Origin of the sequence: Acidovorax sp. Root275 (assembly GCF_001428965.1) — a bacterium.
Lineage (GTDB): Bacteria > Pseudomonadota > Gammaproteobacteria > Burkholderiales > Burkholderiaceae_C > Acidovorax > Acidovorax radicis.
On the sequence record NZ_LMJH01000010.1, the window covers coordinates 305,213 to 320,253 of the forward strand.

General features: G+C 56.1%; 10 protein-coding genes. All 10 read right to left on the reverse strand.

Annotation, left to right across the window (positions count from 1 at the left end; all coding sequences use genetic code 11):
* Nucleotides 1-22 precede the first annotated feature (22 nt).
* The 10 genes from ASE52_RS20865 to ASE52_RS25355 all read right to left on the reverse strand — a co-directional run bounded on the left by ASE52_RS20865 (nucleotide 23) and on the right by ASE52_RS25355 (nucleotide 15,040).
* Nucleotides 23-4,756, reverse strand: coding sequence for a glutamate synthase-related protein (locus ASE52_RS20865; RefSeq protein ID WP_057228930.1), 4,734 nt, complete (start codon nucleotides 4,754-4,756; stop codon nucleotides 23-25).
* A 181-nt stretch (nucleotides 4,757-4,937) separates the two neighbouring features.
* Nucleotides 4,938-5,636, reverse strand: coding sequence for a transposase (locus ASE52_RS20870; RefSeq protein WP_029413902.1), 699 nt, complete (start codon nucleotides 5,634-5,636; stop codon nucleotides 4,938-4,940).
* A gap of 85 nt (nucleotides 5,637-5,721) precedes the next feature.
* Entirely contained in the window at nucleotides 5,722-6,678 is a 957-nt protein-coding gene (locus tag ASE52_RS20875) for an SAM-dependent methyltransferase (RefSeq protein WP_057228932.1), read from the reverse strand.
* Nucleotides 6,678-7,307, reverse strand: coding sequence for a DUF1415 domain-containing protein (locus ASE52_RS20880; RefSeq protein WP_057228934.1), 630 nt, complete (start codon nucleotides 7,305-7,307; stop codon nucleotides 6,678-6,680). The genes ASE52_RS20875 and ASE52_RS20880 overlap by 1 nt, the downstream gene beginning before the upstream one ends.
* 70 nt (nucleotides 7,308-7,377) lie before the next feature.
* On the reverse strand, nucleotides 7,378-8,550 hold the full coding sequence (locus tag ASE52_RS20885; protein WP_198928140.1) for a deoxyguanosinetriphosphate triphosphohydrolase: 1,173 nt from the start codon (nucleotides 8,548-8,550) through the stop codon (nucleotides 7,378-7,380).
* Nucleotides 8,551-8,618: 68 nt separating this feature from the next.
* Complete coding sequence (aroB, locus tag ASE52_RS20890) at nucleotides 8,619-9,716, reverse strand: 3-dehydroquinate synthase (RefSeq protein WP_057228939.1); 1,098 nt, start codon at nucleotides 9,714-9,716, stop codon at nucleotides 8,619-8,621.
* Nucleotides 9,717-10,137: 421 nt separating this feature from the next.
* Nucleotides 10,138-11,661, reverse strand: coding sequence for a putative Ig domain-containing protein (locus ASE52_RS25340; protein WP_082606969.1), 1,524 nt, complete (start codon nucleotides 11,659-11,661; stop codon nucleotides 10,138-10,140).
* Between the two features lie 24 nt (nucleotides 11,662-11,685).
* Nucleotides 11,686-13,785, reverse strand: coding sequence for a type IV pilus secretin family protein (gene pilQ / locus ASE52_RS25345; RefSeq protein WP_082606970.1), 2,100 nt, complete (start codon nucleotides 13,783-13,785; stop codon nucleotides 11,686-11,688).
* A 35-nt stretch (nucleotides 13,786-13,820) separates the two neighbouring features.
* Nucleotides 13,821-14,363: a pilus assembly protein PilP gene (locus ASE52_RS25350; RefSeq protein WP_082606971.1), complete on the reverse strand. Its 543-nt coding sequence runs from the start codon at nucleotides 14,361-14,363 to the stop codon at nucleotides 13,821-13,823.
* On the reverse strand, nucleotides 14,360-15,040 hold the full coding sequence (locus ASE52_RS25355; RefSeq protein WP_082606972.1) for a type 4a pilus biogenesis protein PilO: 681 nt from the start codon (nucleotides 15,038-15,040) through the stop codon (nucleotides 14,360-14,362). Before ASE52_RS25355 ends, ASE52_RS25350 begins: the two co-directional genes overlap by 4 nt.
* Nucleotide 15,041 lies beyond the last annotated feature (1 nt).

The window sequence follows — 15,041 nt, forward strand, 5'->3', positions numbered from 1 at the left end:
TGCGGAGGTCTGCGGCGCGGCCTTATTTGGCAGGCACCGCTTCTTTTTTGGTAGCAGCTACCGCTGGCGTAGCGGACTCTTCCAGCACTTTTCGTTCATAAATTTCGGACAACGCACGCTTGTACTCTGTCGGGAAGACCTTGACGAATTTGCTGCGTGATGCCGCCCAGTTGTCCAGCAGTTCGCGTGCACGCTTGCTGCCCGTCCAGCGGTTGTGATCTTCCAGCAGCTTCCTGAGCTGGGCTTCGTCGGTCTGGCCGCTGTGCCAGATCGAGCGTGGCACCGTGGCCTCCTGCTCCGTGGCGGGCAGGATGCGCTCCAGCGTCACCATGGACATGTTGCAGCGGGTGTCGAACTGGCCATCTTCGTCATACACGTAAGCCACGCCACCACTCATGCCTGCAGCAAAGTTGCGGCCCGTCTTGCCCAGCACCACCACGGTACCGCCCGTCATGTACTCGCAACCATGGTCGCCCGTGCCTTCCACCACCGCAGTGGCACCCGACAGGCGCACCGCAAAGCGCTCACCGGCCACGCCGCTGAAGAAGGCCTCACCCGTGGTGGCACCGTACATCACGGTATTGCCCACGATGGTGTTGCGCACCGCATCGCCCCTGAAGTCGATGCTGGGGCGCACGACCACGCGGCCACCCGACAGGCCCTTGCCCGTGTAGTCGTTGGCATCGCCAATCAGGTACAGCGTGATGCCACGCGTGAGGAACGCACCGAACGACTGTCCGCCCGTCCCTTCCAGCTGGATGCGGATGGTGTCATCCGGCAGGCCTTCAGGGTGCACACGGGTCACCGCGCCGGAGAGCATCGCGCCCACAGAGCGGTTCACGTTGCGGGCCACCTCGATGAACTGCACGCGCTCGCCCTTTTCGATGGCAGGCTTGCTGCGCTCGATGAGCTTGCGGTCCAGCGTGTGCTCGATGTTGTGGTCCTGCACATCCACATGGAAACGGGGCACATCGGCAGGCACATTGGGCTGCGCGAACAGGCGGCCAAAATCCAGGCCACGTGCCTTCCAGTGCTCCAGGCCCTGGCGGGTGTCGAGCAGGTCGGTGCGGCCGATGAGGTCGTCGAACTTCTTGATACCCAACTGGGCCATGATCTGGCGCACTTCTTCGGCAATGAAGAAGAAGTAGTTCACCACGTGCTCGGGCTTGCCGGAGAACTTCTTGCGCAGCTCAGGGTCTTGCGTAGCCACGCCCACGGGGCAGGTGTTGAGGTGGCACTTGCGCATCATGATGCAGCCCTCGACCACCAGCGGGGCCGTGGCAAAGCCGAATTCGTCAGCACCCAGCAGCGCGCCGATGGCGACGTCGCGACCCGTCTTCATCTGGCCGTCTGCCTGCACGCGGATGCGGCCGCGCAGACGGTTGAGCACCAGGGTCTGCTGGGTTTCGGCCAGGCCAATTTCCCAGGGGCCGCCTGCGTGCTTGATGGACGACCAGGGCGATGCGCCCGTGCCGCCGTCGTGCCCGGCGATCACCACGTGGTCGCTCTTGCACTTGGCCACGCCTGCCGCGATGGTGCCCACGCCCACCTCAGACACCAGCTTGACGCTGATGCCAGCGTGCGGCGCAACGTTCTTCAGGTCGTGGATCAGCTGGGCCAGATCTTCGATCGAATAGATGTCATGGTGCGGTGGTGGCGAAATCAGGCCCACACCCGGCACGCTGTGGCGCAGCTTGCCGATGTAGTTGGACACCTTGCCACCGGGCAATTGGCCGCCTTCGCCGGGCTTGGCGCCCTGGGCCATCTTGATCTGGATCTGGTCGGCCGACGACAGGTATTCGGCCGTGACGCCGAAGCGGCCCGAGGCCACCTGCTTGATGCGGCTGCGCAGCGAATCTCCGTCCTGCAGGGGCAGGTCCACCTCGACGTTCTCGGCACCGATCACGCTCTTCAAGGTGTCGCCCTTCTTGATCGGGATGCCCTTGAGTTCGTTGCGATAACGCGCCGCGTCCTCGCCGCCTTCGCCGGTGTTGCTCTTGCCGCCAATGCGGTTCATGGCCACAGCCAGTGTGGCATGTGCTTCGGTGGAGATAGAGCCGAGCGACATGGCGCCGGTGGCAAAACGCTTGACGATTTCCTTGGCGGGCTCCACCTCGTCCACCGGGATCGCCTTGGCAGGGTCTATCTTGAACTCGAACAGGCCGCGCAGCGTCATGTGGCGCTTGCTCTGGTCGTTGATGATCTGGGCGTATTCCTTGTACGTGTTCCAGTTGTTGGCGCGCGTGCTGTGCTGCAACTTGGCAATCGCATCGGGCGTCCACATGTGGTCTTCCCCCCGGGCGCGCCAGGCGTATTCGCCACCAGCGTCCAGCATGGTCTCGAGCACAGGGTCATCACCAAAGGCCGCCTTGTGCATGCGGATGGCTTCTTCGGCGATTTCGAACACGCCGATGCCTTCCACGCGGCTGGCGGTACCGGTGAAGTACTTACCCACGGTTTCCGTGTTCAGGCCGATGGCCTCGAACAGCTGGGCGCCGCAGTAGCTCATATAGGTGCTCACGCCCATCTTGGACATGATCTTCGACAGGCCCTTGCCAATGGCCTTGACGTAGTTGTAGATCGCCTTGTCGGCCGACAGGTCGCCGCCCAGGTCCTTGTGCATCTCGGCCAGGGTTTCCATGGCGAGGTAGGGATGCACGGCCTCGGCGCCGTAACCCGCCAGCACAGCGAAGTGGTGCACTTCACGGGCGGTACCGGTTTCGACCACCAGGCCGGCCGTGGTGCGCAGGCCTGCACCCACCAGATGCTGGTGGATGGCAGACAGCGCCAGCAGTGCGGGGATCGCCACTTGCGTGGCACTTACGGCGCGGTCGCTGACGATCAGGATGTTGGCACCACCCTTGATGGCGTCCACGGCCTGTGCGCACAGCGAGGCGAGCTTGGCTTCCACGCCTTCACGGCCCCAGTCCAGGGGGTAGGTGATGTCGATGGTCGCGCTCTTGAACTTGCCTTGCGTGTATTTTTCGATGTCGCGCAGCTTGGCCATGTCGGCAAAGTCGAGCACGGGCTGGCTCACCTCGAGCCGCATCGGTGGGTTGACTTGGTTGATGTCCAGCAGGTTGGGCTTCGGGCCGATGAAGCTGTTGAGCGACATCACGATGGCCTCGCGGATCGGGTCGATCGGCGGGTTCGTCACCTGGGCGAACAGCTGCTTGAAGTAGTTGTACAGCGGCTTGTTCTTGCCAGAGAGCACGGCCAGCGGGCTGTCGTTGCCCATGGAGCCAATGCCTTCTTCGCCGTTCTTGGCCATGGGCGCCATCAGGAACTTGATGTCTTCCTGGGTGTATCCGAAGGCTTGCTGGCGGTCGAGCAGCGGCAGATCGGCAGGCTGGGTCACAGCCACTTGCGCGCCCGCATCAATGCTGTCGAGCTTGATGCGCAGGTTCTCGATCCACTGCTTGTAGGGCTTGGTGTTGACGACGTTGGCTTTCAGCTCATCGTCGTCGATCATGCGGCCTTGCTCCAGATCGATCAGGAACATCTTGCCGGGCTGCAGGCGCCACTTGCGCACGATCTTGTTTTCAGGAATGGGCAGCACGCCCGACTCCGAGCCCATGATGACCAGATCGTCATCGGTGATGCAGTAGCGCGAGGGGCGCAGGCCGTTGCGGTCGAGCGTAGCGCCGATCTGGCGGCCGTCGGTGAACACGATAGAGGCCGGGCCGTCCCACGGCTCCAGCATGGCGGCGTGGTATTCATAGAAGGCGCGGCGGCGCTCGTCCATGGTGGTGTGCTGCTCCCAGGGCTCGGGGATCATCATCATCACGGCCTGGCTGATGGGGTAGCCGGCCATGGTCAGCAGTTCGAGACAGTTGTCGAAGGTGGCGGTATCGGACTGGTCGGCAAAGCTGATGGGGTACAGCTTTTGCAGGTCGGCCGCGAGCACGGGCGAGGCCATCACGCCTTCGCGCGCCTTCATCCAGTTGTAGTTGCCCTTGACGGTGTTGATTTCGCCGTTGTGCGCCACGTAGCGATAGGGGTGGGCCAGCGGCCACTCGGGGAAGGTGTTGGTGGAGAAGCGCTGGTGCACCAGGCCGATGGCCGAGACGCAGCGCTCGTCAGACAGGTCCTTGTAGTACACGCCCACCTGGTCGGCCAGCAGCAGGCCCTTGTAGACCACGGTGCGGCTGGACATGGACGGAACGTAGTATTCCTTGCTGTGCTTGAGCTTGAGCGCCTGGATGTTGGCGCTGGCCGTCTTGCGGATCACGTACAGCTTGCGCTCCAGCGCGTCCTGCACGATCACGTCGTTGCCACGGCCGATGAACACCTGGCGCAGGATCGGCTCCTTCTTGCGCACGGTGGGCGACATGGGCATGTCCACATTCACCGGCACATCGCGCCAGCCCAGCAGCACCTGGCCTTCGGCCTTGATGGCTCGCTCCATCTCCTGCTCGCAGGCCAGGCGCGAGGCATGCTCCTTGGGCAGGAAGATCATGCCCACGCCGTATTCGCCGGCCGCAGGCAAGGTCACGCCTTGCTTGGCCATTTCTTCACGGTACAGCGCGTCAGGGATCTGGATCAGGATGCCGGCGCCGTCACCCATCAGCGGATCAGCACCCACCGCACCACGGTGGTCGATGTTTTCCAGGATCTTCAAGGCCTGCGTCACGATGTCGTGGCGCTTGATGCCCTTGATGTGGGCCACAAACCCGAGGCCGCAGGCGTCGTGTTCGTTACCCGATGAATACAAACCGTGTTGTTGCAGATGCTGGATCTCGGCAGCCGTGGTCATGGCGCACTCCTCATATTTTTCGCAGGGAGTGGAAGATTAGTGCATTGCAACATCTTTTGGCAAGCAGATTAATTAGGGTCAGATTCTTAATTAATCACAACAGGGTTTTTTCTGGAATTTATAAGGGACACATCAAATTTGATAGCAAAATATTCGATCAATACAAGCGATAGAGCTTTTTTTATAAAGATTTTCTGTGGATAGCAGGGCGACCGGCCTGCCCCCTGGTCACACGGCGTGGCGTGTGCTTTTGCAACTCTTGCAAAAATACAGGATCGCCCAACGCCCAGCCGCTCAGGGCGGACGAGGTCAACGCAGCTTGTTCTTGCGATCCGATGCCCGCCTGCACCAAAGCGGCGTACGCCGCCTCGCGCGCGAACGGCGTATTGCCGAGCGCCCAGTACAGGGAATGGGGCGTGAGTAAGCGGTCATGGCGCAGGCCCAGCCAATGGGCGTGGCTCGACCACGCATAGTCGGAAGCCTGCACCACCTGCCCCGCGCGCACCGGGTTCAAATCAAGGTAGACCATGCAGGGCAGCAGATACCGTTCTGGCTGCAGCACCGTGGAGCGATAGCGCCCCTCCCACAAGGTGCCCGTGCGCGCATGGCGCCGGTTGAAATACTGCACATAGAGCCGCCCCACCGCCTGCATCATCTGCGGGAGGCTATCGGCAGTAATGGGTGTGGCCAGCAGATGAAAGTGGTTGTCCATCAGCACATAGGCATGGACAGCCACCCCGTATTTCTGCGCGTTGTCCGCCAGCAGCGAGAGCATGGTCTCGAAGTCTTGGCGATCTACGAAGATACTTTGGCGGTTGTTTCCGCGCTGGATAACGTGGTGCAGATGACCCGGCAGGGTCAGGCGCGGCAGGCGGGCCATAGGCATCGATAGAAGCAAGGGGTGAACGCGATCATAAATCCGTCCCCGATTTGTCCCTGCCCAGGCAGCCGCCTGTGGTCGACGGTCAGTGCGGCAATACGTCCACTGCAACCTGAGTATCGCTAGCCTCCGAGCTCAGCCCGAAGCGCGCCCCCAGCACCTTGTCGAGGCCGAACTCTTCCAGAATGGCGCGAAGACGCTCCGAGGCGCTGCGCTTTTTCTGCCCCGTGTAGCGGGCGATGATCAGCTCGTTCTTCATGCTGTGCTCCCACCCCACCAGCTCCGTCACCGTGACCTGGTAGCCATTCGCCTCCAGGTACAGGCAGCGCAGCACATTGGTGACCTGGCTGCCCAGTTCGCGCGTGTGCAGCGGATGGCGCCACAGCTCGGCCAGGGGCGTGCGCGCCAGCTGCAGGGCTTTGCCCTGGCGCAAGCAGGCGGCCATCTCGGCCTGACAGCATGGCACCAATACCATGGCCCGGGCATTCTTCTGCAGACCAAAGGCGATGGCATCGTCCGTCGCCGTATCACAGGCATGCAGGGCAGTGACGATATCGATCCGGGCCGGCAATTCATCCGCACCGGTGGATTCCGCCACCGACACATTCAGGAACGACATGCGCCCAAAGTCCAGCTTCTGTGCCAGCACCCGGGATTTCTCCACCAGCTCGGCGCGCGTTTCCACCCCGTAAATGTGGCCACGCCCCAGGGCCTTGAAATACAAGTCATACAGGATGAACCCCAGATACGACTTGCCCGCCCCATGGTCTGCGAGCGTTGGCCCCTTCTCTGTGGTGGACAACTCGGTGAGCAGTGGTTCGATGAAATTGAACAGGTGGTACACCTGCTTGAGCTTGCGCCGCGAATCCTGATTGAGACGCCCATCGCGCGTGAGGATGTGCAACTCTTTGAGCAGCTCTATCGACTGACCCGGCCGCAACTCGAGCAGCTCCGCAGGCTCGACTTTCGAGGCTGCTGCCTTGGGGCGCGATGCATGGGGCTGCTGCGTGCGGGCTACGGGGGTGTCTTTGGCATTTTTCATCATCGCACTTCCTTGTTCGCAGCCAGTGACATTGGCTCGCCCGAATGAGGACCGACATCGAGTGCGGCCCACCCCTGCATGCCGAGCGCTTGCAGCACCTCGATGTTCCGCTCGAAGATCATCTCCGCCTCTGGGAACACCTCCACGGCCCGGTCAATGCTCTCCTCCCGCAGCAGGTGCAACGTGGGGTAAGGCGAGCGATTGGTGCAGTTGGTCACATCATCCGAGTCGGTGCCCGCAAACTGAAACTGGGGGTGAAAACTCGCGATCTGCAGCGTCCCATCGAGGTCCATTGCCTCCAGCAGTGCCTCCGCCTCTCCCAGAAAATCGTTGAAATCAAGAAAATCCTGGAGGCAGTAAGGGAGTATCACCAAGGTGGTATCCCGCGTTTCGGCAGAGGCCGCCACCAGGGCTGACAGCTCACAGCGCAGGAGATCCAGCACCTCCGTCAAGTCTTCGGTCGGCGCGACCACATAGTGGATCTGCCCCTTGACATGAACGCCCTTGGCAAAAGGGCACAGGTTGAGCCCGATCACTGCGCGCTCCAGCCAATGGACGGTGTTGCGAACGAACAAATCGGCACGCTCCGAAGAGGCCGCCGAGACAGCAAAGGGGGGGGTGGAAGTCATGAAACAGGCGCGCGGGGCGCTAAGAAGTGCGGGTGAATTTTACCGGGCGCCCTGCCCGCCCCAATGCAGCTCAGTCGAAAAGCCGCCGCCCCGTCAGGCGCTCATGCTCCCGCGCTGCAAACCGGTCTGTCATGCCTGCAATGAAATCCGCCACAGCCCTTGCCCGCAGCGGGCCGCAATCCACAGAGGCCTGCTCGGCAAACGCCGCCTTCATTTCTTGGGGGGAGGCCGTGTACGCTGCAAACAGGTCACGCACGACCTCCTGTGCACGGCCCGTGGTCTCCATTACCTGGGGGTGACGGTACAGGTTCTTGAAGAGGAACTGCTTGAGTTCCAGAGAGCGCGCACGCATGGCATCGCCAAACATCACGAGCGCTGGTGACTGGCGCACGGCTTGCACATCAGGCGGCGCGTGCCTGGCCAGCGCAGCCTGCGTGGCATCAATCACGTCATAGACCTGCGCGCTGAGCATGCGCCGTATGGCTTCGAACAGCAGCCGCCGCTGCCGCAGCGGCTGTGCAAGATCCGGATACTCGGCCTGGGCCGCAGCGCGGTACTGGTCGAACAAGGGCACGTCCTGCAACTGCGCTAGCGTGATCAGCCCAGAGCGCACGCCATCATCGATGTCGTGCGCGTTGTAGGCGATTTCATCGGCCAGGTTGCACAGCTGCGCCTCCAGGCTGGGTTGCTCCCGGCGCAAGAACCTCGCACCGACGCCACCGGGTTCTTCGTTCTCCAACTGTTGTGCGTGCAACCTGGAGCAGTGCTTGAGCACGCCTTCGCGCGTCTCAAAGGTCAAGTTCAGTCCGTCGTACTGCGGATACCGCTCCTCCAGCTTGTCCACTACACGCAAGCTCTGCAGGTTGTGCTCAAAACCTCCGTGCTCCGCCATGCAACCGTGCAACGCATCCTGGCCAGCATGCCCAAAAGGCGTATGCCCCAGGTCGTGGGCCAACGATATGGCCTCTACCAAGTCCTCGTTGATGCGCAGTGAGCGTGCAATGGATCGCCCCAACTGGGCGACCTCCAACGAGTGGGTCAGTCGCGTACGGAACAGGTCGCCCTCGTGGTTGAGAAAAACTTGCGTCTTGTAGACCAGCCGCCGAAAGGCCGTGGAGTGCACGATCCGGTCCCGATCACGCTGGTATTCGGTTCGCGTTGGTGCAGGTGTTTCTGGGTAGCGCCGCCCCTTGGTCGCTGCAGGGTGGCAGGCGTACGCCGCCAGATCAGAGATCGGATTCAAATTTGCCGCCAGCGCCTATGCATAAAGCACAATTAGCTATACTATTTATAGCAAACGATGGAGAAATTCTAGATACAACAGGCATCGATCACTTCGCGCACCAGGTCGTCCGGTGCTGAGCGCACCACCGCCTTGCCCGGGCCATCGATCAGCACAAACCGAATCTCACCGGCTTCGGACTTTTTGTCGACACGCATCAGCTCCAAGTAACGGCCCGCGTTGTCTGCAGCGTCCAAAACCGCCCCCTTCGTGGGCAGCCCCGCGCGCTGAATCAGCAGATTCAGACGCGCCACAAACCCGTCGTCCACCAATCCGAGCCGGCGAGACAGCTCGGCCGCCATCACCATGCCGGCACTTACACCTTCACCATGCAGCCATACACCATAGCCCATGCCAGCCTCGATAGCATGCCCGAAGGTATGACCAAAATTGAGGATGGCACGAAGGCCTGTTTCCTTTTCGTCCTGGCCAACAACCCAAGCCTTGATCTCGCAACTGCGCCGCACGGCGTGCGCCAGGGCATCGCGGTCGTGCGCGATCAGGGCGTCCATATTGCGCTCCAGCCAATCTAAGAAGGCCATGTCCGAGATGGGTCCGTACTTGATGACCTCGGCAAGACCAGCACTGAACTCACGCTTGGGCAACGTATCGAGCACCGCAAGATCGCACACCACCAACTGCGGTTGGTAAAACGCACCGATCATGTTCTTGCCCAACGGATGGTTGATGGCCGTCTTGCCGCCCACCGAAGAATCCACTTGTGCAAGCAGCGTGGTGGGCACCTGCACAAAGGGCACACCCCGCATGTAGCTGGCGGCGGCAAAACCTGTCATGTCGCCCACAACACCACCGCCGAGCGCAAAGATGACCGTCTTACGATCGCAGCCATTGCTCAGCAGCGCATCAAAAATGAGCTGCAGAGTCTCCCAGTTCTTGAACTCCTCGCCATCTGGTAGCTGCAGCTCATGAATCTGCGCATACCGGCCCGCCAGCGCTGCTCGTAAAGCGGATGCATACAAGGGAGCAACCGTGGTGTTACTAACAATGAGCGCAGTGCTGGCGCGGGGCAAACCATCGTAGGACGTGGCATCAGCCAACGGACCGTCACCAATGGCAATGCGATAGCTTCGCTCAGGCAGATTAATAAGGACTTCTTGGATAGTCATGGGACACGATATGTACTTAAGCTTTGAATTAAAGGTGGCGGTGAATTGCCACTCCCTGTCTATTTTGCCTGAGCCTGACCGAAAAACCGACTGATGTGGCATAGCGCTTAGCCATCGCAATGGGTGACTGCCTAATAGGACAAACGAATCAGGCCCCCCTACGTCACCAAGGAATTCATCTCAACGTTTCGCAAAACCAATCGCTCTTGTCGCGTGGGACGGCCCAAGCACCCGCGGTAGCAGCCGACTCAAACAAGAGCACTGAGCCTCCGACCTCCTAAATTTTTCATCGAAACGAGTCGATATTACTATTTATGCAATTCCAATACCGAGGAAAAAAAATCCCCGGGGAGGCCGGGGATTCGAATCAGAGACTTTAATTTAGAAAGCGCTTTCAGATGCGCTTCCTATACTAAATCAACTAAGGACACGTGTACTCGATAGGGTCCCCACCCGGGGGCGTAGCACCTGTCACAACGGTAATACTAAACGTCCGAGTAATCGAAGCAGAACCCTTCGTTGCTGTCACCAAAAATCGCTGACTGCCGCAGTTATTCACCTTGGGTGTGCCATTGAGAACACCCGCAGAGCCCGTTGTCCCACTGGTCAGCCATGCAGGCAAGCTCGTAAACCTCCAAGTCACATCACTTACCGATGCGACAAATGAGTAAGTAAAGCTAGTACCTACGGGAGCAGAACCAAGTGAACATACCGCATTAGAATTGCAATCACCAATAGCAAAATCCTCTGGCAATCCACCCACCACTTTGAGCTTGATAGTACCGGTTGTAGAAAGTTTATTCTTGTCAACCACTGTGACCGTCGCACGATAGTCACGCTCTTCCGCAGTACTACTAACCGTTCCACTGAGCATACCGGTACTGGCATCAACGGACAATCCCGCAGGCAATCCCGTAACAGACCACACAAAGGGCGGCAAACCGCCACTTACTGTTAATAGGGAAGTAAAAGGAACTCCTTTAGTCACAGTGCCCAGATCCACATCAGTAAAATTGATCGGCGTAGTTACCCCTTCAATAACAGAAATTTGCTCAATAATAGAAATAGGATCTTGAATACCATTTGCAACATTGTTATCGAAGCGATCCGTCGTAAATTCCATGAAAATCGGACCGGTTTCTTCACCACTCAAAAGACTAAACAGTGCAACACCTCCAATCGAAGACAACTGAAGAATACTACCCGATTGATTTCCAGACACCAAACGTGCACCCACTGCCGCCTCCGTACCGGCCAGAATACGAATCTGAACTTTAGCGCCCGAGCCATCGGGAGTAGGCTGATTACCATCGTCCAGCACTAAAGCTTGCATGCCGACCTGATTAATAATGCGATTAGGGTTGGATTTTGTCCCCAAATACCCCAGCCGTTCGAACTCAGGCGTCTGAGCGATGACTCGCACACTTGCAGGCTTGCCAGTCGCCGCACCCGCACCCACCGTAATATTTACGCTTGCTCTTTCGACGCGACCAGACCTGGGATCAGTTACCGAGCAAGTGATCGTAGCTGTTCCCGCTTGATTACCTGCATGAAAATGAAAAGAGTTTCCTCCAGAATTTGCCCCCAGGGTAATACTGCGAAATGCAAGAGGATTGCCATCATCATCTTCATGTGCTGGATCCCCATCCAGATAATACAATGGCCCAGAACCCAGACCATATTCTGTATTGCAGCCAAATATATTTGGACCGCCAGGGATTGGCGCGCCACCCTTTGTGGCATTCACATACAAAGTCGTAGTAAACGGCGCATAGACCCCAATGCCCGCGGGATAATTACCCACATTAACAGGCAAAGTAACTTTTTCAGTACGCAAAGTTATAGCGTAATTTTCATCCGTTTGCCCTGGGTTTCCGCCTCCGCCGCCACACGCTGAGAGTGCAGCAGCTACCGCAAGCATCAGGAATTTGACTTTTTTCAACATTGATTTTCCTATTCAAATTTTTAATTACCGAATCGCAGCACGTTCAGTTAAAACTTTGGGCGTAATAAATATTAGCATTTCCTGCTTGTTCGCCTGCTTGGTCTTCGTTTTAAACAAGTTTCCAACCCCTGGAATATCACCCAAGAATGGGACTTTTGCCTCTGCATCATCTTCGAAAAGCTCGAAAATTCCGCCAATAACAACTGTACCTCCATTCTCGACTAATACCTGTGTCTTGATGTGTTTGGTGTTAATAGCACGCACATTTTGCAGAATTTCACCGGGGCTATCTTTATTGACATCAAGATCTAAAATAATATTACCCTCTGGAGTTATTTGAGGCAAAACCTCCAACTTCAAGACCGCCTTCTTGAACGCAATAACTGTTCCACCATTCGGCGCTGTCACGGGGTATGGAAACTCAGTTCCCTGCTCAATAGATGCCTTGGTCTGATCTGCAGTCACAACCCTAGGACTAGACACAATCTTACCTTTGCCATCAGCCTCCATGGCAGATATTTCCAGATTCAAGAATCTGTTAGCAGCTGAGTTAAAAATTGAAATAGCAAAACTTGCAGGATCAAATCCACCTTGAGCTTGTGCAGGCAGATTGACAAAATTACCTGATGTATTAACACCTCCACCCGCCCCAGATGAGGCTACCGCGTTGGTATAGCTGGTTCCAAAGGCGACGCTGTTACCCCCGCCAATATTGTACCCGCCCGTACCACCACGATTCGCACGCAAATCGGTTCCGCCTAGACGGACCCCCAACGAGCGCCCAAAAGTATCAGAAGCCTCTACAATTCGAGCCTCAATCATTACTTGCCGAACCGCAACATCCAAAGTTAAAAGTAATTGACGTACTTCTTCCAACTTACCTGCTGTATCAGTGACAAACAATTGATTTGTTCTAGGTTCTGCAATCGCGCTTCCTCTTTCAGAAAGAAATCTGTTCGACGTCCCCCCCCCGCCTCCACTACTCGAAGCCGACAACTGCGCGACCATATCGACGGCTTTAGCATAATTCATTTGGAATGCCTGAGTTCGCAGCGGCTCCAATTTTTGAATAGCCAAGGCAGCCTCATAGTCTTTTTTCGTACGATCGTCTATCTCATCTTTCGGAGCAATCCATAAAACTGTACCTGACTTGCGCATGCCAAGGCCTTTAGCCTCCATAATAATTTGCAGAGCTTGATCCCAAGGTACATCCTTAAGGCGCAATGTAAGTGACCCAGTAACAGTGTCAGAAGTAACAATATTGAAGTTAGTAAAATCAGCGATCACTTGTAAGAGCGAACGAACTTCAATATTCTGAAAATTGAGGGATAACTTTTCCCCACTATATCCAGGGCCTTGGGTGAGTTTGTTGAGATCAACTTTCTTCTGACGAATCTCAATCACAAACTGACTGTCGCTTTGGTATGCGCTGTGCTCCCATTCACCAACAGGATCGATGGTCATCCGAACCCGTTCACCCTGCTGCACTGTAGTGATAGATTGAACCGGCGTACCAAAATCACCCACATCCAAACGACGACGCAATCCTTCAGGCAATGCCGACTTCAGAAAATCCACCACCAAGCCTTTACCCTGTTGGCGAATATCAACACCAACCTGACTAGATGGAAGTATTACAACGACTCGCCCAGAACCATCTGCACCTCGCCTGAAGTCCACATCTTTCAGCGTCTGCACATCAGAACTTATGGGATCAGCAAACACCGGTGCCTGCGTAGGGACCACAGAACTAGTTGAAGAAGCCGCACCCAAAGAAATTAACAACGACTTTCCTTGAATGTCCGCCTGATAAGAAGTTGCCTGCTTGAGGTTAAGAACAACGCGGGAACGATCACCAGCCTGAACTACATTCACCGATTTAATATTTCCTTGATTTACATCAAAAGCACTTCTTCCCGTCGCATTAGATGCACCAGGAAAATCCAAAGCAATGCGAGGCGGGGATTGAATGGAGAAACCGGTAGGTACCACCTGCAGAGGCTCAGCAAAGTCAATGCGCACTACATCCATGCCATTCTGTACGCTTCCTGTCACAGACTGAATTACTACTTGAGCCGACGCATCAAGGGGAATCAATATCGCAAAGAAAATCCCCGCCACCATTTGGAAAATTTTAGTTGCATGAATTTTTGAGTATTTCATTTTTTGCCCTCTTGCAGATCCAGCAAAGCCGTCCGCTCAATCCAATCACCAGTAGCATCTTGCACAATTTCACGCAATTGGATTGAATTTTCGGTAATTTTGATTATTTTCCCGTAATTTTGCCCAATATAGCTACCCACTCGTACTTGATAAATTAATTTATCCACCCTCAACAGGGCCGTCGGCATTCCTTTTTTATCCAAACTCCCTACCATAGCCATCACATCCAATGGATAGGCCTCGAGCGGCTCTTTTCTCCGCGCCATCTCCGGCGCAATTAATGCTGCATTTGAAGCTGATTGAGTAGATTCTTTTCTGAGTGCCTGTGTCAGCTTTATTGGATTAAAAGGCTCGACACCAGAATCCATCGCATACATCTGCGGCAAAAACTGTTTTGGTTCAGTCAATGGCGTCACATGAGGTTTTGTAGTTGCACGCAAATCAGTCATCCACTGCTGCAACTCCTCATCACCCGACGAACCGCACCCACACAATGCAGCAGAAATGAGAACCAATGAAATCAGTTTATTTGATATCATTTTTTCACTGCTCCTGCGGCTTGTTTCTGCGCTTGAATTTCCTCAGGATCGAGATATCTAAATGTGCGAGCCGTTGCATCCATGGTCAAAGTTCCACCGTCTTTGTCCTTGCCGAATGGAGCTATTGATATATTATTCAGCGTAACAATTCTCGAGAGATGTGCAATATCCGACGCAAATGACCCCATATCGTGATATTTACCAGTCACACGAACTTCAATAGGTAATTCAGCGTAGTACTCTTTCACCACCACCTGTCCAGGTCGAAATAAATCAAACTGCAAACTCCGCCCGAGACCAGCCTGATTTATATCGGAAAGAAGCGCAGCCATTTCAGCCTTGCTAGGCAATTGCTTTTCGAGTTGAATCACATATTGTTGAACCTGTTCTCTTTGACGCTTTAATGCATCCAAACTCACAGCCTTCGTTAACTTAACTTGATAATCTTGACGAAGAGTTTGCTCTTTTGCAACCTCCGCAGCGAGTTCAACTTCATATTCATTGATTTTTGCGAACCATAGAGCTGCAGCCACAATGACTGCAATAAAAATGCACAATAAAATCTTTGGCGCCACTGGCCACAAAGAAGGATCCTTAGGATCCAAATTTCGGAATTGCCTAGAGATATTTTCCTGCAGGGCAACGAAATCAACATCTTTCTTTGATTTTTTTGCCATA

Excerpts from the sequence above, each read along its gene's own strand:
- ASE52_RS20870 (WP_029413902.1), bottom strand. The coding sequence starts at position 5,636 with ATGGCCCGCCTGCCGCGCCTGACCCTGCCGGGTCATCTGCACCACGTT.
- ASE52_RS25355 (WP_082606972.1), bottom strand. The coding sequence starts at position 15,040 with ATGGCAAAAAAATCAAAGAAAGATGTTGATTTCGTTGCCCTGCAGGAA.
- pilQ (WP_082606970.1), bottom strand. The coding sequence starts at position 13,785 with ATGGTGGCGGGGATTTTCTTTGCGATATTGATTCCCCTTGATGCGTCG.
- ASE52_RS25350 (WP_082606971.1), bottom strand. The coding sequence starts at position 14,363 with ATGATATCAAATAAACTGATTTCATTGGTTCTCATTTCTGCTGCATTG.
- ASE52_RS20880 (WP_057228934.1), bottom strand. The coding sequence starts at position 7,307 with ATGACTTCCACCCCCCCCTTTGCTGTCTCGGCGGCCTCTTCGGAGCGT.
- aroB (WP_057228939.1), bottom strand. The coding sequence starts at position 9,716 with ATGACTATCCAAGAAGTCCTTATTAATCTGCCTGAGCGAAGCTATCGC.
- ASE52_RS20865 (WP_057228930.1), bottom strand. The coding sequence starts at position 4,756 with ATGACCACGGCTGCCGAGATCCAGCATCTGCAACAACACGGTTTGTAT.
- ASE52_RS25340 (WP_082606969.1), bottom strand. The coding sequence starts at position 11,661 with ATGTTGAAAAAAGTCAAATTCCTGATGCTTGCGGTAGCTGCTGCACTC.
- ASE52_RS20875 (WP_057228932.1), bottom strand. The coding sequence starts at position 6,678 with ATGAAAAATGCCAAAGACACCCCCGTAGCCCGCACGCAGCAGCCCCAT.